This is a genomic window from Verrucosispora sp. WMMD703, from assembly GCF_049178935.1.
In the GTDB taxonomy this organism is placed as follows: domain Bacteria; phylum Actinomycetota; class Actinomycetes; order Mycobacteriales; family Micromonosporaceae; genus Micromonospora; species Micromonospora sediminimaris.
Genome location: NZ_JBMHMM010000004.1, coordinates 1998486 through 2016258 on the forward strand (window position 1 = coordinate 1998486; position 17773 = coordinate 2016258).

The following is a 17773-nucleotide window of genomic DNA, read 5'->3' on the forward strand; positions in this document are numbered from 1 at the left end:
CGTCGACGGCCAAGCTATGCGGGCCCGGCCGGCACCGCCGGGTCACCCCGCAGCACCTGGTCCACGTCGAACCGGACCGGCCGGTCGAGTTGATCGTATCGGCAGGAGAGCGGGTCGCGGTCGGGTCGCCAGCGAACGAAGCGCGCGGTGTGCCGGAACCGGTCACCCTCCATCGCGTCGTACGCCACCTCGACCACCAGTTGCGGGCGCAGCGGCTCCCATTCCAGGTTCTTCGTGCCGGTCCAGCGGCTGACCCCGCCGGGGATGCGTTGCCCGCGTTCGTGGTCGCCGTGCACCCACGGGTGCTCGGGCCCGGCGTCGCGGTAGGGGGCCAGCTCGTCCAGCAGCTCGGCGCGGCGGGCCATGGTGAACGAGGCGCTCACCCCGACGTGGTGCAGCACCCCGGCGTCGTCGTAGAGGCCGAGCAGCAGCGACCCGACCACCGGACCGGACTTGTGCCAGCGGAATCCGGCGACCACCGCGTCGGCGGTGCGGGCGTGCTTGACCTTGGACATGAGCCGCTTGCCCGGCTCGTACGGCAGGTCGGCGGGCTTGGCGATCAGCCCGTCCAGGCCGGCGCCCTCGAAGACGTCGAACCAGCGGCGCGCCACCTCGGCGTCGGTGGTGATCTGGGTGACGTGCACCGGGGGTCGCACCCCGGCCAGCGCCTGCTCCAGTCGGGCCCGGCGGGTCGGGTAGGGGGCGTCGAGCAGGCTCTCGTCGTCGAGCGCGAGCAGGTCGAAGGCGACGAAGTCGGCGGGGGTCGTCTCGGCGAGCAGCTTCACCCGGGAGGCCGCCGGGTGGATGCGCTGGGCCAGCAGCTCGAAGTCGAGCCGGGGCTTCCCGTCCGGGCCGTCGCGGCGGATCACGATCAGCTCGCCGTCGACCGCGCAGCGCGGCGGCAGTTGCCGGCGGGCCTGCTCGACCACTTCGGGAAAGTAGCGGGTCATCATCTTGCCGCCCCGGCTGGCCAGCTCCACCTCGTCGCCGTCCCGGAGGACGATGCAGCGGAAGCCGTCCCACTTGGGCTCGTAGGTCATCCCCGGGGCGGTGGGGATCGAATTGACGCTGCGGGCGAGCATCGGCTCCACCGGCGAATTGATCGGCAGGTCCACGGCGATCAGTCAATCAGACGGCACCGACAGTGGTGAGCCGGATCACGGTCGCCTGGTGGGCGGCCTGTCCGCCTCTGACCCGTCACGTACTACCCGGGCGAATCGCAAAACCGCAGGTCAGAGCTACTTTCGCGAGGTGGCGGAGTGGGTGTGCGGGTGCTGCGGGCGGTGGCGGGTCAGCGTCGAGCTGATCCACGGCCGGTACGTGTACCGGTTGGTGCACACCTATCCCCGGCGCTTCGGCGGCGGCAAGAACGTGCTCGGCGAGGTGGGGTCGGTCGACGAGCTGGCCGAGCTGCTGCGTCGGCGTACCCCGGTCGACCTGGCCGACCTGCGCGAGGCCGCCTGAGGCCCGCGTTCAGTAGTGGGCGAAGGATCGGATCGGGGCGCGCGGGCCAAACTTCGGCGCCTGCACGGCGGCGGCCTCCAGCAGCCAGCAGACCCGGCCCCGGTGACCCCGGAACGGCTCCAGCAGCTCCAGCATCCGGGCGTCGTCGCCGCGGGGTTCGCCGGCCAGGGCCCAGGCGACCGTGTTGGGTACGTGGTAGTCGCCGACGCTCACCGCGTCCGCGTCGCCGTACGCGACCCGGACCACCTCGGCGGCGGTCCACGGCCCGATGCCCGGGATCGACCGCAACAGCCGGGTGGCCTCGGTCGAGTCGGCGCATCGTTGCAGGCGGTCGGCCACCCGCGCGGCCCGGATCAGTGTCTCGGCGCGTCGCTGCTCCACGCCGAACGGATGGAATACCCAGTACGGGGTGGCGGCGATCACCGCCGGGTCGGGTGGCAGCAGCAGCCGTACCGGACCCGGGGCCGGCTCGGCGAAATGGCGCACGGTCGCCGCGTACCCCCGGTAGGCCTCCTTGCCGGTGACCTTCTGCTCCAACACGGCCCGCAGCACCCGGGGAAATATCAGCCCGCTGGCCGGCATCCGTAGCCCCGCCTGCTGGCTGGCCAGCCGCGCCACCACGGGGTGGCTCGCGGCCAGCTCCGCGAACCCGGTCAGGTCGTCGCGGAGCCCGGCCACCGCGTCGGCATGCTCGCCCATCCAGCCGGCGCCCGGCCCGTGACCCTCGGCGATCAGGTCGCCGCCCTCGGGTCGCAGGGCGAGGGTGCCCGGTCCGTCGGGTGTGCGCGCCGCCCACCAGAAGACGCCCGCGATCATCCGCGCGCACGGGTCGTACGGACTGAAGGTGAGCGGACGCACCGAGGCGGCGAAACGGTAGCCGGCTGGTGTTCGCAGGACCCGCTTCGTGGTTGGTGCCGTCCAGTTCACCGGCTCACTCTGCCACGCGAGCCGCCCGGGTCAACGAGGCGCACCCGCTGGTCCGCGTCAGGAACGCCGGTGGCCGGCCGCGCCATTGCTGGCTGCGGCCGGCCACCGACGTGCTGATGGATCAGTAGTCGTAGTCGGAGTCCGAATCGTTCGACTCGGTCTTCGACGGCGGGGCGACCGCCTTCGGGGTGCCCTTGGGCAGGCACTCCAGGTTCTTGCTGCCGTCCGGGTTGACCACGAACCAGGTGCCGCCGACGCCCTGGCCCTTCCAGGCGCCCGGCTTCTTGTCGCCGATGTAGGTGTAGAGCGGCCATCCGTCGAGGGTGATCTGGCGGGTGCCGTCCTCGCGGGTGATGGTGCCGACGGCGTCGTCGGAGACGCCCTTCAGCTCCGGGGCGCCGTCGGTAAGCGCGGGCGGCCACACCTCGGCGCACTGACCGTCGCAGTTGGACGACGGCGGGTCGTTGGTGTCGCGGTCGAAGCGGTACAGGATGAATCCGTCCTGGTTGACCACGGCGCTGCCCATCCGGGGGAACTTCTTGCCGGTCAGGCTGTCGGTCAGTTCGACACCGTCGGGCAGGGGAGCGTCGGTCTCGGCCTCCGCGCCCGGTGACGCCGAGGCGCCCGGCTCCGCGCTGGCCTCGGGGTCGGCGGTCACGCTGGGCTCGGCCGCGGCGACGGCGACCGGCTCGGCCGCGCCCGCGTCCGCCCCGTTGTAGCCTGCGGGAGCGCAGGCCGTAAGTGCGAACATGGCGCCCACGGCGATGACGGTTCGCTTCATCTGTGCCACGTGCCCTCCTCATACTTGGCAAGTTCACCGGGAGATACGGGACCAGCGCTGTCAAGGTTGAATCCGAAAGGGTGGGCAAGTTCACAAGCATCCATTGAACCGTCTGGGTTCTCTGTCCGTGTGAGTCCGTATCCCCAGGTCGCCGCGCCGCGCCCGACCGGGTGGGCCCGCAACGACGAAGGCCCGCCTCGATCGAGGCGGGCCTTTCGAACAGGTGGATCAGACCGCCGGGACGGTCACCAGAGTGTCCGTGGCACCCCGCGAGTCGATCTCCTGCACCTCGAAGTGCTTGATGTCGTCCAGCTTCGTCGACGTGGCCGCCGACAGCGCCAGCAGCTGCGGGTTGGCGTTGGTGCCGTAGCCGCCGTCCGGTACCGACCAGGTGGAGACGACCTCGGTGGAGCCGTCCTCGCGGACCACCACCAGGCGGCAGGTGCGCGGCCCCGGCAGCTTGCTCAGGCTGAAGTCCATCTTGGTGCCGAAGTCCTTCGAGATCAGCCAGAACGTCGCGTCGACGCCGGTGGTCGGGTCGGTGACGTCGACCTGTTCACCCTCCTGCTCGTTGCCACCCACGCTCGGGCCGCTCGGGTTTCCCGGGCGGTCGCTCGGTGGGCCCACCGGAGCCGTGGTCGGTCCGGCGAACGGCGGCGCCGTGCTGCTGTCGGTGAGATTGCTGAACACCACACCGGTCAGCCCACCGAAGACCACCACGGCCGCCGCGGTCGCGAGGACCTGCCGGAACCGGGCTCGCCGACGATGCGTACGCAGCGCCACGAGCGTCCGGTCCAGCAGGACCGGATCCGAGTGGGTCTGCTCCAGCGCCGTGATCGACTCCTCGTCGATGTCGGAGAGCAGCCCGACCACCGGCACCATCGTCTCCAGCTCGGCGGCACAGGCCCAGCAGGTCGCGAGGTGTTCCTCGAACCGCTCCATGTCCTGTTCGTCAAGCACGCCGAGCGCGTACGCGGCGACGTCCATGTGGTCAACCCGGCTCATTCCGTCACCCCCCTCTCCTGCAGAGCTGTGCGCAGCGCGCGCAGCGCGTAGTAGACCCGCGACTTCGCGGTGCCCAGTGGCAGACCGAGCTCCTCGGCCGCCTCCGGCACCGTCCGGCCCCGGAAGTACGTCGCCACCAGGATCTCCCGGTGCGACTGACTCAACGTTCGCAGCGCGTCCGCCACAGTCATCGACCGGAGCACCCGGTCGGTGCTGTCGGCCTCGGCGAACGCGGTCAGGTCCCGGTCGTACGTCTCGGCCGGGCGGGCCTGCTCGCTGCGGTGCTCGTCGATGGCGATCCGTCGCGCCACCGTCACCAGCCACGGCCGTAGCGACCCCTGTCCCTGCGTGCCCAGCCGATGCGCGTTGCGCCAGGCCCGCAGCAGGGTCTCCTGGACGATGTCCTCGGCCCGCTGCCGGTCACCGCCGGTCAACCGCATCACGAACATCAGCAGCGGCCCGGCGTGTTCCGCGTAGAGCGTGCGGACCAACTGGTCGGAATGGGCGGCTTCGGTGGTGGAAGCCTGGTGGCGGCCAGGGGTGGGTCGCGGCGTCACCGGGCTATTCTGGCGAGCCGCCGCACGAGAGTCGACCCCACGGGTGGACGTGGTCGGCCGCGACTGGGACCGGGCGGACATCCAGTCCACCCGCACCCGGTCGCCCTGCCAACCGACCGCCAGTGCGTGCATGCAGACCTCCGACGTCCATGGACAGAAAGCCGTCCCCCCACGGGCATGGCTGCTGACTGGTACGGGAGGCAGCACCGAACGGATCAACGTTCGACGGAAAAAATCCCCGGCGGAGGTGGCGTCGAGTCGACGGCGTCGGCGTCGTGCACCACCGTGGCGCCCCCGGTGAAGCGATCGAGTTCCGCCTCGACCAGCACCCGGCCGGGAAACCAGTCACCGGCGGCCCGGCGCGTCAGCGCGGCCACCGGCGGGTCCTGACGGCCGGCGAGCAGCACCAGATTGCCGTAGCGCCGCCCTCGCAGCACGGCGGCGTCGGCGACCAGACACGCCCGGGGCAGCACCGCCCGTACGGTGGCCACCTGCCCCCGGGCGTGGCGCAGCGGCGGCCCGTCGGCGACGTTTGCCAGATACCAGCCCGCCGGGTGCAGCACCCGGGCCGCCTCGGCCGCGTACTCCACCGAGGTCAGCCGGGCCGGTGTCCGGGCACCCGCGAAGACGTCGGCGACCACCACGTCGTAACTGGCCTCCCGGGACGAGGCGAGTACCGCCCGCGCGTCACCCACGCGTACCTTCAGGCGCGGATCGGCCCGCCACGGCAACGCCCGCCGCACCAGGTCGACGAGCGCCCCGTCCACCTCGACCACCCGCTGCGTCGAGCCCGGGCGGGTGGCCGCGACGTACCGGGGCAGGGTCAGCGCACCGCCGCCCAGATGCAGCACCCGCAGCGGAGCACCCGCCGGTGCCACCAGGTCGATCGCGGCGGCCAGTCGACGGACGTACTCGAACTCCAGGTGCGTGGGATCGGTAAGGTCCACATGAGACTGCGGCGCGCCGTCGAGCAGCAGCGTCCACGAGCCGGACCGGTCCCGGTCCGGCACCAGCTCGGCGAGCCCCGTGTCGACCGGCTCGGTGATCCGGTCGGCGGCGCGACGCCGACCCATCAGCGGCCGGTCCGGGTGGCGGCTCGGGCGGCGACGGTCAGCGCGCGGTGCAGCAGGCGCGCGTCGCCCAGCCGGGAGCGCAGCAGCCGCTCCAATCCGGCGATCGGGACCAGGTTCTGCGGGGCCCGGGGATCCTTGTACGGGCTGGACGCGAACCGGGGCAGGGTGACCGCCGACAGGTCGGCCAACCGCACCGCCTCGGCGGTCTCCAGGTCGGCGGAGCATTCCAGCCGGACGATTCCCGCCCACGGCGCGCCCGCTGCCACCGGCAGCCGCAGATACCACGACCAGCCGCCCCAGGCGGTGCCGAGCCGGAACACCGGCGAGCGGTGGCCCGGTGGCAGACCGGTGACCACGGCGGTGAGCCGGGCGTCGAGATACTGGCTGTGCTGGGTCTTGATGTAGCCGAGGGTGCGCGGCAGCTGCCGCCGGTTACGCAACGGCCCGTCCACCACCAGCAGGTCGTCGTCGGTCCGCGCGGCGGCCGAGACCTGCACCTCAAGGGCGGTCAACGGCCCCTGCACCGCCGCCGGCAGCTTGGCCAGCTCACCGCTGCCGCTGACCCGGTGCACCGGGTAGCGGACGTTGCCGGCCACCACGTCGGTCGCCGACGGGCTGGCGGTGAACAGGCCACGCTCCACCGTGGCGCCGGCCAGTTGCGCGGCACCGCGATCCAGGTCGCACCGCACCACCCCGGCCGCGTACGAGGCGGCCAGCCCGGGAAACGAACCGCCGTCCTCCTCGGCCGTCCAGATGCTGGCGTCGATCCGGCGTACCCCGTCGACCAGCAGCACCACGTCCGGTACCCGGACCTCCGGACGGGGGCCGATCGCCCGCCAGTCCACCACCGGCAGCTCGTGCTCCGCCTCGACCTGGGCGCTGCTCGGCGCGGCCGGACCGGCCGGCGCGGCCTCGAACGACGCCCCGTAGCCCGGATCCCAGGCATCGACGAAGAAGCGGTTCACGTCCGCATCACCGGCCGGTCCGTTCCACCCGGGCCGAGCGGGCGTCCTTGTGCACCTCGAAGCGGACCGGGATGCGCTCGGCCAGCGCCGGCACGTGGGTGACCACGCCGACCATCCGGTCGCCCCGGGCGGCGAGGTTCTCCAAGGTGGCGGCGACCGTGTCGAGGGTGGCCGCGTCGAGGGTGCCGAAACCCTCATCCAACACGATCGACTCCAGGCTGGCCGCGGTGGTGGACATCCCGGCCAGCTGCTCGGACAACGCCAGCGCCAGCGCCAGCGACGCCTGGAACGTCTCACCGCCGGAGAGTGTCCGCACCCCGCGACGCAGCCCTGCGTCGTGGTGGTCGACCACGAAGAACTCGCCTTTGTCGTGGACCAGGTCGTACTGACCGCCGGAGAGTTCCCGCAGGATGCCCGACGCACCGTCGACAAGCAGATCCAGCGCCTCGGCCAGCAACCACCGCTCGAAGTTGTTGGCCCGCAGGTGCCCCGCCAACGCCCGAGCCACCTGCGCCTCGCGTTCGTGCCCGGCCCGCTGCTCCCGTAGCGCCCCGGCCTGCTCGCGCCGCTCGGTCAGCCGGCGCAGCTCGGCCTCGGCCCGCTCCACCGCGACGGTGGCGGCGCGCACCGGGTCGTCCGGGGCGGGCAGCCCGGCGTCGGCGAAGATGCCGGCGATGCGGTCCGCCGCCGCGCCGGCCGCCGTTTCCGCCTCGACCACGGCCGTGGCCAGCCCGTCCCGCTCCGACCGGCGGTGCTGCGCCTGGTCCCGCGCCCACTCGGCCAACGTCGCCCAGGCACCGGCGACATCGTCGCGGTCGGTGGCCGGCGGCCCGAACCGGGCCACCGCGTCGCGGGCGCCGTCGAAGCTGCGCCACGCCGTCCGCAGCCGATCCTGCGCCGCCTCCACCGCCGCCCGAGCCTGCCGGGCGGCGTCCCGGCCGGCACGGACCGCCGTGGTCGCCTCGTCCAGCCCCTGCCGCAGCCGGGCCAGCTCCGTCAACCGCGCCCGCAGCGCCTCGGCGGTCGCCGCCCCGGCCAGCCGTTCATCCAGCTCGGCGAGTCGGGCCCGCAGCCCGTCATGTTCGGTACGGGCGCGCAGCAGCACCCGCTCCAGGTCACGCGCGGCAGCGTCCCGCTCGGCGACGACCTTCCTGGCCGCCTCGCTCGCCGCCCGGGCCGCCTTGCCGGCCGCCACCGCCCGCGCCACCGCCGAGCCGGTCGGAATCGCCGGCACCCGGGCCACGGTCTGCTCGCAGACCGGGCAGGCGTCCCCGTCGGTCAGGTGGGCCCGCAACGCCGTCGCCTGATCGGCGGTCTTCGCCTCCTCGTGGGCCTGGAACGCCGCCGCCAGTTCCGCCTCGGCACGCTCCGCCGCCGCCTGCGCCCCGGTGAGTGCCCGCACCGCCGCGTCGTGCTCGCCGTCGGCCGCCTCCAGCCCGGCCCGCACCTGCTCCGCCTGAGCGGACAGCTGCTCCCGGTCGGCGTACGCCCGCAGCAGCATCCGCAGGGCGCTCTCGTCGCCGGCGGCGGTCAACTCGCCGCGCAGCTTCTCCTCGCGCTCCTCGGCCAGCGACACCGCGGTCGCCGCCGCGTCGGATTCGGCCCGGGCGGCGGTCACCGCCCGGGCCACCTCGGCCACCCCGTCCGGCGCTCGAACCTCGTCCAACGCGGCAAGTTCGGCGTCGAGCGTGGCCAGCGCCGCGTTGGCCTCCTGCACCGTCGTGCGTGCCGCTTCCAGTTCCGGTACGGCGGCGGTCACCGAACCGGCCAGCTCCCGCATCCGGTCGACCTGACCGGTGGCCAGTTCCAGCGCGTCGTCGTCGACGTCGGCCAGCCCGGCGAGCAGCTGATCGACCGCCTCCAGCTTCGCCTCCGCCTGCCCGGCCCGGGTGGTGGCCCGCTGCTGCACCTGCTCGTACACGCCGAGACCGAGCAGGTTGACCAGGATCTGCTGCCGGGTGGCCGGGCGGGCGTGCAGGAAGTCGGCGAACTGGCCCTGCGGCAGCACCACGCAGCTGGTGAACTGCTCGTACGGCAGACCGACCGCCGCCAGCACGGCGGCGTCCATCTCCGCCGGGGTGCCGGCGACCACCTCGCCGAGATCCTCCGGACTGAGCCCGGTGTCCAGCTTGGTGACGTCGAACCCCTCCGGCATCAGCTGCAAGCCGGCACCGGCGGTCTTGACGTTGCCCCGGCTGTCCCGACGCACCACCCGGGTGGCGACGTAGCGGGCACCGCCGGACTCGAAGACCAGCCGGACCCGCGCCTCGGTGGCCGACGGCGCGAGCGCGTTGCCCAGCCCGCGGGTGCCTCCCCACCGGGGCACCGTGCCGTACAGGGCGAAGCAGATCGCGTCGAGCACCGTCGACTTGCCCGAACCGGTCGGCCCGACCAGGGCGAAGAAGTCCGCGTCGGTGAAGTCGATTGTGGTGTCGTCGCGGAAGACGGTGAAACCGGCCAGGTCCAGCCGCATCGGCCGCATCAGTGATCGACCTCCTCGAGCAGCTCGTCGAAGAGTTCCCGGACGCCCTCGTCGGCATGCCCCCGGCTGTCCAGGTAGTCGGCGAACAACTGCCGGGGCGACCGACCGGACCGTTGAGCCACCCGGGTGCCGGTGCCGGGCGCCGGCACCAGCTCCGGGTCGATCCGGATCTCCAGGGCCCGGGGAAGCAACTGCTGCACCTCCTCGCGCAGGCCGGCGCGGGGCTGCTCGCGCACGTACACCCGCAGCCAACCCTCCGGCGCGGTGATCTCGGCGAGTTGGGCGAGGGTGCCGCGTACGGTGCGCAACGCGGTGGCCGCGGTCACCGGTTCCTCCCGGATCCGCGCCGCCGTGGTCGCGGTGACCTCGACCAGGGTCACCGCCGGGACGTTCTCCTGCTCGCCGAAGTCGACCGCGAGCGGGGCACCGCTGTAGCGGATCGGACACGGCCCCTGCACCCGCTGGGCGCGGTGCAGGTGCCCGAGCGCCACGTAGTGCGCGGTGCCGGGAAAGACCGAGGCGGGCACCGCGTAACCCATGATGGTGTGCGCGTCCCGCTCGCCGCCGCCGGTGGCCGCGCCGACCACCGTGAGGTGGGCGGTGACCAGGTGCACCCGGTCCGGCTCGTCGAAACCCTCGGTCAGCCGGGCCAGGATGCGGCCCAGATGGTCGGCGTACGTCTGGGTGGTCTCGGCGGCGGTCAGCTCGTACATCTCCACCGCGCGGACCGCGTACCGCTGGGACAGGAACGGCAGGGCGGCCAGCCGCCAGCGTTCCCCGCCGGCGGTGGTGCCGTCGATGACGTGTTCGGCCGGATCCTCCCGTACGCCGCCGCGCAGGGTGATGCCGGCGGCCTCGGCCCACGGGCGCAGCGCGTCCAGGGCCGGACCGTTGTCGTGGTTGCCGCCGATCGCCACCACGTCCGCGCCGGTGCGGCGCAGCGCGGTCAACGCCCGGGTGACCAGGCGGGTCGCCTCCGGGGTCGGTGCCGCCGTGTCGTAGAGGTCACCGGCGATGACGACCAGGTCGGGTCGCTCCCGGCGGGCGATCTCGACGACCCCGGCCAGCACCTGCTTGTGCTCCTCGGCCCGCGACTGCCCCTTGAGGACCTTGCCCACGTGCCAGTCGGAGGTGTGCAGGATCTTCACTGGACTTGCCTCTCAGAACGGGATGTCGTCGTCGGCGCCGCCGCCGGAGCCGACGACCGCGAACGGATCGGCGGACTGGGTGATCGACCGCAGGGTCTGTGACGGCGCGGCCCCCGCCTCGGAGACCCGGGTCGCCCAGGCGGGGAACGGGAACTCCAGACAGAGCGGCACCGGGATGTCCGGCTGGTTGACGAACATCGTGCCCGGCTTGGCCAGCAGCGCGCGTTGCCGCTGGGCGGGCGGGAGGAAACCGTACTCCGGGCGGGACGCCTCGGCCGGATCGAGCCGGCCCACCACCCGGATGGCCGAGTTGGTGACGATGCGTCGTTCCACCTCACTTGCGGTCTGCTGCGCGCCGATCAGGATCACCCCGAGCGAACGGCCCCGCTCGGCGATGTCGAGCAGCACCTCCTTGATCGGGGAGGAACCCTCCCGCGGGGCGTACTTGTTCAGCTCGTCGAGCACCACGAACAGCAGCGGCTTGGCGGTGCCGGCCTTCTCCTTGCGCTCGAACTCGCTCTTGAGCGTCACACCGACCACGAAACGTTGCGCCCGGTCCGGCAGGTTGTGCAGGTCCACGACGGTGACCTGGGCACTCTCGGCGGTGTTGATGCTGTGCGGGCGGCGGGTGGCCAGGTCGCCCCGGATCAGCCGGGACAGGTCCTTCTTGCTGCCGATCAACCGGCGGGCGAACGCGTTCACAGTGCCCAGCCCCACCGCGCTGCCTGCCCAGTCGCCGCGGGTCTCGTCGTCGCTGAGCTGCTCGACGACGTGGTCGACCAGATCGCCGTAGCTGCCCAGCCGGACCCCGTCGATGCTGACGCCGCCGTCGGCGGGCTGGGCGTACCGGGCCAGGTGGGCGGCGACGGAGTGGACCACCATCGTGTACTGCTGGCGTTCGTCGTCGGCGTCGGCGAAGACGTACGGCAGCAGGCGGTCGGCGCAGAACTCGGTGAGCGTCCAGTAGAAGCTGTCCACGCCGGTGAGCCGACTGCTCACGTCCGGCGTGCCGGACGAGTCACCGACCCGGGGCGGCGCGTAGACCCGTACGTCGGGGAAGGCGTCCGCGGCCAGGCCGAGCCGCGCGTACGCGGCCCGGGTCGGGTCGTCGAGCCGGGCATTCGGATGGTCGAGGAAGAGCAGGTCCTCGCCCTTCACGTTGAAGATCAGCGCCTTGGCGTTTACCGCGTCGCCGCCGAGCTGCCCGGAGCGGAACACCGAGTAGAGCAAAAAGGTGGCGAAGCTGGTCTTGGTGGCCACCCCGGAGATGCCGGAGATCGACACATGCGCGCCCCGGCTGCCGTCGAGGAAGTCGGCGTTCAGGTAGACCGGGACGCCGTCCCGGCCGGTGCCCATCGGGATGCGCCGCTCCATCCGGTCGAAGTGCAGCGCCCGGGCGCGGGCATCGCCCTCGGCCCGGTGCACCACGGCGCCCGGCTGCGGCGGCACGTAGAACTCGGGGTCGACCCGGGTGGTGGTGATCTCGGCGGCCTCCTGCACCATCGCCGGCAGTGTGCCGTCGGCGATGGCGAAGACGTCGGAATCGAACTGCGCGCCCTCGTGCCGCGCCCGGACCTGGGTGACCACCCCGGCGATGGTCACCGGCTCCCGGTCGGGCAGCTCCCGCCGGGTGACCACCACGTCGTCGAGCTGGAGATAGCTGCCCGGGGCGACCGCCGTCCAGAACTGCAGGGGAGTGGCGTCGGCGGTGCCCAGCACCCGGCCCACCCCCTCGCCCGGGCCGTCGAACCCCTGGTCGGTCATCGGGCAACTCCGCTCGGTTGGTCGTCGCGGTCGGCACACACGCCCTGCATCCTGCCGGAGGAGTACGACAGGCCGCCACGCGACGCGGCGCAGGCCACGTAACGACATCACGCCGAACGCGCACGGCGATCGGAACCTGACGGCGGGTGTCCGGGCGCCGTCCGACAAGGCCCGCCGAACTGCCGGCCCGCCAAATACCGGGGCCGTCGGGCCGTCAGGGCGTCGGGGGCGGGCTGGTACCGGTGGCGGGCCGTAACCGACCGGCCAGGTCCCGCACGGCCGTCTCGTACGCCTCGTCGGTGTGGTACGGCCAGTGCCGGTTGACCGGGGGCGGGACGGTGTCGTCGGGTGGCACGGTGATGCCGCGTGGGTCGCGGAGCCGGCGGTCGACCGTGCCGGCAGGCCCGGTGACGTGTGGCTGTTGCCCCGGGCGGTGGGCCGAGAAGATGGGCCCGCCGACCGAGTCGGTGTCCCGCCACAGGTTCACCCACCGCCACCCGATCCGGTCGCCGAGTTCCGTCAGGATCGGGTCGCCGAAGAAGGCCGGGCACAGGCGCGCGTACACCCGGTGCAGGGGGCTGCCGTGGGTCAGCAGCGCCACCCGGGGCAGCGCCCGGGACGGCAACTGGAGCAGGGTCGCGGCGGCCAGCACCGAGCCGTGGCTGTGCCCGGAGAGGATCACGCCACCGTGGTCGGTCAGCGCGGCGACCCGCTTGGCCAGTTCCGGCACCGCCCGCTCCGCGTAGCAGGGTGGCGCGAACGGGTGCACCGTGCGTGGCCAGAAGGTGCCGAGGTCCCAGATCGCCGCCACCGTGCGCCGGGTCTCCTCGGAGCGGTAGGAGAACAGCCCGAGCACCACGATGCCGAGCCCGACCAGGCCGATGACGTAGATCCCCGCATCGGTGGCAAGGGCCAGGTTCGTGGCCGCCATGCCTTCGGTGCCCGCCAGCCGCCGACTCAGCTCCGAGGGCCCGATGCCGATCAGGTCCAGCGCGACGACGGTGACGCCCACCAGCGACAGCATCAGGAACACGGTGAAGACCGGCCCCAGGTGATCGGCGATCGCGGACCGGGCGACGATCTCCCGGACGTTGTCGCGTAGGGGCAGGGCCTCCGCCGGTGGGTCGGGGAAGTCCCGCCGGACGATCTCCTCGGCCATCCGGCGTCGTTGTCTCCGGGTCACCGCGATCCGCCAGAGCACCGTCGCGGCGACGACCAGGACCGTCACCAGCCCGACCAGGGCCGCCCAACGGTAGGCGACCGGCGGCTCCAGTGGCGGCGCGCCGGGCCGGTCCGGCCGGGCCGGGTTCGGGATCTCTCCCCGATCCAGCAGATCGGCGACCCGGTAGACGAGGACGGCGGCGAACCCGTACGAGGCGGCGACCGCCATGGCGGCGAAGACCGGGGACGCGTGCCCGCCCAGCCACGACGAACTGGCCGTCGGGCTGCGTCGGCGCTGGTGCACGGTCGCTACGACGAGCGCGCCGAGCAGGGCGGCCTGGGCCGCCACCAGAGCGGCCACCGCTTCCTCGTGACCGGGCAACGGCCCGCGTGGCGGCTCCGGCTCCAACGGCACCGCGCTGTAGGCGAGGACCAGCACGGTAAGCACGATGGCGCCGATCCGCAGCGGTCGGATACCGCGCAGGTCGACCGGGCCCCGGCCCGGGCTCTGTGGTGCGACGCGCGCCGGCCGGAGAAGCAGCACGGTGCAGGCCGCCAGCAGCACCCAGGCCGCGCCGAAGAGCAGGCGGGCGGCGGGTGTGGGATAGATGTAGATCAGGGCGCCGAGCAGGCTGACGTCGACTACGCCCAGTCCGACCGCGACGTGGATGGCGCGCAGCCGGTGCACCACGAGCGCGTCGTTCCAGAAGCCCGGGCTGTCGAGCCGGTCCTCCCCGCCCCTGGTGCGATCCTGGCCCCGGGCCGCCGGAAACGCCTCGAACACCCGGGCCGACCGTTCGCCGAGCCACCAGAGCAGCCGCAGGGCGGTGATCGGCAGCAGGGCGAGCAGCGCCAGGCGGGGACCGAGGGGCAGGTTGGCCAGCCAGGACAGGTACCCGCGTCCGCGCAGGCAGGGCTCGTAGGGAACGCACTGCCAACCGATGATGTCGACGGTCACACCCACCATGGAGAGCATGAAGGCGGCGGTCAGGGTGGCGGCGAGCAGCCGGCACAGCGGACCGATCACACCGCCGGCCCCACCGGTCGCCGGCCGCGTCCAGACCGCGAGGTTGACAAGCATGAACGGCAGCAGGAACAACAGCGACGCCGTACGCACGGCGCCGCCGGCGGTCAGCGCCCCCCAGCGGTACGCCTCAACCCGCAGCGCCTGCGGCCGGTCGCTGACGCCGAAGCCGGGCCGGGGACGGTAGAAGCCGGCGTTGTCGTCGCCGGCGACCCTGGTCACGACCGGATGGTCCAGCAGTGTTTCGGCGGCGGCTCCGGAGACCCCGTGGACCCGTAGCTCGACCACCTCGTACGCCACGTCTCCGCCCTCCGGCAGCCGCCGATACCGGTTCACGGTAGTGAGCTGACCTGCGCTTTCGCGGTCTTTCCGACAACTCGTGGCGGCGGCCGCAGCGGTGCTGGCGGAGCAGCTGGTCAGTGCCGGGCGTGGCGGAGCAGCAGGGTGCCGTCGTCGGCGCGAAGGACGTGCCGTAGCGGCAGGTGCCGGGCGGGACTCGGGTCACCGGCGGTGATCCGGCCGGGCCCGGCCCCGGCGAGCAGCGGTGCGACCGAGAGGCACACCTCGTCGACCAGGTCGGCGGCGGTGAGGGCGCCGAACAAGTGCGGACCGCCCTCGCAGAGTAGTTGACCGAGCCCGCGACGGCGCAGGTCGGCCAGCCCGGCGACCAGATCGACCCGGTCCTCGCCGTGGCGTACCAGATCGGCCACCCTGGTCAGGCCGGGCGGCGCTGTCGCGTCCCGGCGGGTCAGCACCACGGGGCGCACGGGCGCGTCGGCGAAGGCAGCCTGGGCCGGATCGAGGTCGAGCGAGCCGGAGACCACGACCAGGGTCGGATACTCGGTCAGCCCGTGCGCACGCCGCCAGGCCCGGCGTCGCTCATCGAGCCGGATCGCCCGGTAACCCTCGTGACGCAGTGTGCCGGCGGCCACCAGCAGCGCGTCGCAGAGCATCCGGAGCAGTCCGAAGACCCGCTTGTCGGGTGCGCCGGACAGCCCGGCCGAGTAGCCGTCGAGGCTGACCGCGCCGTCGACGCTGGTCACGAAGTTCATCCGCAGGTGCGGCTGCTCGGCGCGGCCGTACCGGGCGATGAGCGTGTCGTCGTCCACCGGCTCGGGTGACGGGTCCGGCCAGAGGACGGAAATCGGTGCTCCGTTGCTCATTCGCCGGCCGGACCGGTGACGGGAGGGGTCGGTCGGGGGGTACGGTGCTGGCAGTCGCACCAGTTCCGGCCCGGGCAGTCGTCGTGCCGCCGCGCCCGGCACGCTCGGCAGATCATGCTCGCAGCCTATGCCGAGGGAGGATGGGACACCCATGCCGCGTCAGATCTTCCAGCTGAGGATGTCCCTGTCCGGGGTTCGTCCGGCGATCTGGCGCCGGGTGCTGGTACCCGGCGGTTACACCCTGGACCGGCTGCACCGGGTGGTGCAGCACGCGATGGGCTGGCACGACTGTCACCTGCACTCGTTCGAGATCGACGGCGTGCAGTACGGCGAACCCGACCCCGACGGCGAGCTGGCCCTGCACGACGAGTTGGACGTCCGGTTGGACGCGGTGGTCGGCAAGGGCAGCCGGTTCCACTACACGTACGACTTCGGCGACTGGTGGGAGCACGACCTGCTGGTGGAGGACGCCCTGACGGCCGAGGCGGACGAGCGCTATCCGCGCTGCCTCGACGGGGAGCGGGCCTGCCCACCGGAGGACGTCGGCGGACCGCAGGGCTACCTGGTGCTGCTCGCCGCGTTGGCCGAGCCGGGCCATCCGGAGCATCTGACGATGCGGGACTGGGTGGGTGCCGGCTTCGACCCGGCGGCCTTCGACGCCGGCCGGGTGGACACCCTGCTGCGTCGTCTCTGCTGACACCGCTTCCGGATCGCAACCCAGCTGCGTTTCCCGATTGTTTGCCGGGTCAAACGAGCTGCGTGGTAACGATCTGGGATCGCTCCCACTGGACTATTGACACTCCCGACACCTGCCGGCAATCTCATGGGAGCGTTCCCAAGAGGCGTGGATCACATGGCGCGCGCTTGGGCGCCGACCCCGGCTGACGCAGCCGGTGTCGGCAGGCGCTGCGGCACCCCCCACCACAGACAAATGCAGCCTCACCATCGAAAGAGGGGTCAGGATGAGCCTCACCACGCGGCGTTCCCGCATGGCGGCAGCCGCCCTGGCCGCGATCACCGCTGTCGGCGGTCTCGCGGCTTGCGGCAATGACGACGACACGCCGGCCGAGGGCGAGAAGCCCGCGAAGCTGGTCGTCGACACCTTCGGCGAGTTCGGCTACGACGAGCTCGTCAAGCAGTACGAGCAGCAGACCGGCATCAAGATCGAGCTGCGCAAGACCGCACAGCTCGGCGAGTACCGGCCGAAGCTGGTCCGTTACCTCGCCACCGGCAAGGGCGCGGCCGACGTGACCGCCCTGGAAGAGGGCATCCTCAACGAGTTCAAGGCCAACCCGCGCAACTGGGCCGACCTGACTCCGCTGGTGTCGTCCGAGATCACCGACGACTACCTGCCCTGGAAGTGGGAGCTGGGCAAGGCACCGGACGGTCGGCTGATCGGCCTGCCGACCGACGTCGGCAGCCTCGCGGTCTGCTACCGCAAGGACCTCTTCGAGGCCGCCGGCCTGCCCACCGATCGGGAGGCGGTCTCGGCGCTCTGGCCGGACTGGAACGGCTTCCACCAGGCTGGCCAGAAGTACAAGCAGGCCACCGGCAAGGCGTTCGTCGACTCGATCACCGCCGTCTCCAACGGCGTGCTGTTCCAGCAGGGCAGCGACCTGTTCTACGACAAGGAGAACAACATCATCGCGGACTCCAGCCCCGCGGTGAAGTCTGCCTGGGACACCGCCACCTCGATGGTGGACATCTCCGCCAAGGCGTCCACCTGGTCGCCCGAGTGGTCCGGCGGCTTCAAGCAGGGCACCTTCGCGGCCACCTTCTGCCCGTCCTGGATGCTCGGCATCGTCGCGGACAACTCCGGTGAGGAGAACAAGGGCAAGTGGGACGTGGCGGCCGTGCCGGGCGGCGGCGGTAACTGGGGCGGCTCGTGGCTGGCTGTGCCGGAGCAGAGCAAGTACCCGGAGGAGGCGGCGAAGCTCGCCGAGTTCCTGACCAACGCCACCAGCCAGGTGGAGGCCTTCAAGGCCAAGGGCCCGCTGCCCACCAACCTGGAGGCGCTGAAGAACGAGGCCTTCCTCAGCTACACCAACGAGTACTTCAGCAACGCGCCGACCGGCAAGATCTTCGGCGAGAGCGTCGCCCAGATCCAGCCGATCCACCTGGGCCCGAAGCACCAGGCGGTCAAGGAGAACGCGTTCGAGCCGGCGATGCGGGCGTTCGAGAACGGGCAGGCCAGCAAGGATGCGGCCTGGGAGCAGTTCACTAAGGACGCGCAGACCCAGGGCGTCTTCTGAGTGATTC

The 17773-nt window shown here is 72.4% G+C and carries 15 protein-coding genes; 3 read left to right on the forward strand and 12 right to left on the reverse strand.

The features are described from left to right. Positions 1-14: 14 nt before the first annotated feature. Positions 15-1115: an ATP-dependent DNA ligase gene (locus tag ACN26Z_RS09825; RefSeq protein ID WP_093402857.1), complete on the reverse strand. Its 1101-nt coding sequence runs from the start codon at positions 1113-1115 to the stop codon at positions 15-17. Between the two features lie 136 nt (positions 1116-1251). On the opposite strand from ACN26Z_RS09825, the gene ACN26Z_RS09830 reads away from it, so the two are divergent. Continuing rightward, positions 1252-1464: a hypothetical protein gene (locus ACN26Z_RS09830; RefSeq protein ID WP_093402858.1), complete on the forward strand. Its 213-nt coding sequence runs from the start codon at positions 1252-1254 to the stop codon at positions 1462-1464. A gap of 9 nt (positions 1465-1473) precedes the next feature. Here the strand turns inward: ACN26Z_RS09830 and ACN26Z_RS09835 are convergent, their stop codons facing one another. The 11 genes from ACN26Z_RS09835 to ACN26Z_RS09885 form a co-directional block, all read right to left on the reverse strand. Then, positions 1474-2391, reverse strand: coding sequence for a DNA-3-methyladenine glycosylase family protein (locus ACN26Z_RS09835; RefSeq protein ID WP_421460758.1), 918 nt, complete (start codon positions 2389-2391; stop codon positions 1474-1476). A gap of 121 nt (positions 2392-2512) precedes the next feature. Further along, entirely contained in the window at positions 2513-3172 is a 660-nt protein-coding gene (locus ACN26Z_RS09840; protein WP_282240571.1) for a hypothetical protein, read from the reverse strand. 228 nt (positions 3173-3400) lie between these two features. Next, entirely contained in the window at positions 3401-4177 is a 777-nt protein-coding gene (locus ACN26Z_RS09845; RefSeq protein WP_421460760.1) for an anti-sigma factor family protein, read from the reverse strand. Further along, entirely contained in the window at positions 4174-4866 is a 693-nt protein-coding gene (locus ACN26Z_RS09850; protein ID WP_093402862.1) for a sigma-70 family RNA polymerase sigma factor, read from the reverse strand. The genes ACN26Z_RS09845 and ACN26Z_RS09850 overlap by 4 nt, the downstream gene beginning before the upstream one ends. Before the next feature lie 83 nt (positions 4867-4949). Beyond that, positions 4950-5807, reverse strand: a complete 858-nt coding sequence (locus ACN26Z_RS09855) for a spermidine synthase (protein WP_421460761.1) — start codon at positions 5805-5807, stop codon at positions 4950-4952. Further along, positions 5807-6772, reverse strand: a complete 966-nt coding sequence (locus ACN26Z_RS09860) for a hypothetical protein (protein WP_282239505.1) — start codon at positions 6770-6772, stop codon at positions 5807-5809. Before ACN26Z_RS09860 ends, ACN26Z_RS09855 begins: the two co-directional genes overlap by 1 nt. Positions 6773-6779: 7 nt before the next feature. Beyond that, positions 6780-9254 carry an AAA family ATPase gene (locus tag ACN26Z_RS09865; RefSeq protein WP_421460764.1) on the reverse strand — a complete coding sequence of 825 codons (2475 nt, stop codon included), beginning with the start codon at positions 9252-9254 and terminating at the stop codon, positions 6780-6782. Further along, positions 9254-10402 (reverse strand): exonuclease SbcCD subunit D, encoded by a 1149-nt coding sequence (locus ACN26Z_RS09870; protein ID WP_210939669.1) that lies wholly within the window; start codon positions 10400-10402, stop codon positions 9254-9256. The genes ACN26Z_RS09865 and ACN26Z_RS09870 overlap by 1 nt, the downstream gene beginning before the upstream one ends. A 12-nt stretch (positions 10403-10414) precedes the next feature. Then, on the reverse strand, positions 10415-12166 hold the full coding sequence (locus ACN26Z_RS09875; protein ID WP_210939668.1) for an ATP-binding protein: 1752 nt from the start codon (positions 12164-12166) through the stop codon (positions 10415-10417). 214 nt (positions 12167-12380) lie between these two features. Continuing rightward, a complete protein-coding gene (locus ACN26Z_RS09880; protein WP_421460765.1) occupies positions 12381-14687 on the reverse strand; it encodes a hypothetical protein in 2307 nt (768 codons plus the stop codon). An 80-nt stretch (positions 14688-14767) separates the two neighbouring features. Then, positions 14768-15514, reverse strand: a complete 747-nt coding sequence (locus tag ACN26Z_RS09885) for a pyrimidine reductase family protein (RefSeq protein ID WP_421460767.1) — start codon at positions 15512-15514, stop codon at positions 14768-14770. Positions 15515-15665: 151 nt separating this feature from the next. On the opposite strand from ACN26Z_RS09885, the gene ACN26Z_RS09890 reads away from it, so the two are divergent. Further along, on the forward strand, positions 15666-16211 hold the full coding sequence (locus ACN26Z_RS09890; protein WP_282239500.1) for a plasmid pRiA4b ORF-3 family protein: 546 nt from the start codon (positions 15666-15668) through the stop codon (positions 16209-16211). Positions 16212-16476: 265 nt separating this feature from the next. Continuing rightward, a complete protein-coding gene (locus ACN26Z_RS09895) occupies positions 16477-17766 on the forward strand; it encodes an ABC transporter substrate-binding protein (protein WP_421460768.1) in 1290 nt (429 codons plus the stop codon). The last annotated feature ends 7 nt before the right edge of the window (positions 17767-17773 follow it).

Bases quoted from the DNA above. Each gene is read 5' to 3' on its own strand.
- ACN26Z_RS09865 (WP_421460764.1), bottom strand. From the start codon at position 9,254: ATGCGGCCGATGCGGCTGGACCTGGCCGGTTTCACCGTCTTCCGCGAC.
- ACN26Z_RS09845 (WP_421460760.1), bottom strand. From the start codon at position 4,177: ATGAGCCGGGTTGACCACATGGACGTCGCCGCGTACGCGCTCGGCGTG.
- ACN26Z_RS09885 (WP_421460767.1), bottom strand. From the start codon at position 15,514: ATGAGCAACGGAGCACCGATTTCCGTCCTCTGGCCGGACCCGTCACCC.
- ACN26Z_RS09890 (WP_282239500.1), top strand. From the start codon at position 15,666: ATGCCGCGTCAGATCTTCCAGCTGAGGATGTCCCTGTCCGGGGTTCGT.
- ACN26Z_RS09895 (WP_421460768.1), top strand. From the start codon at position 16,477: ATGAGCCTCACCACGCGGCGTTCCCGCATGGCGGCAGCCGCCCTGGCC.
- ACN26Z_RS09855 (WP_421460761.1), bottom strand. From the start codon at position 5,807: ATGGGTCGGCGTCGCGCCGCCGACCGGATCACCGAGCCGGTCGACACG.
- ACN26Z_RS09850 (WP_093402862.1), bottom strand. From the start codon at position 4,866: ATGCACGCACTGGCGGTCGGTTGGCAGGGCGACCGGGTGCGGGTGGAC.
- ACN26Z_RS09875 (WP_210939668.1), bottom strand. From the start codon at position 12,166: ATGACCGACCAGGGGTTCGACGGCCCGGGCGAGGGGGTGGGCCGGGTG.
- ACN26Z_RS09840 (WP_282240571.1), bottom strand. From the start codon at position 3,172: ATGAAGCGAACCGTCATCGCCGTGGGCGCCATGTTCGCACTTACGGCC.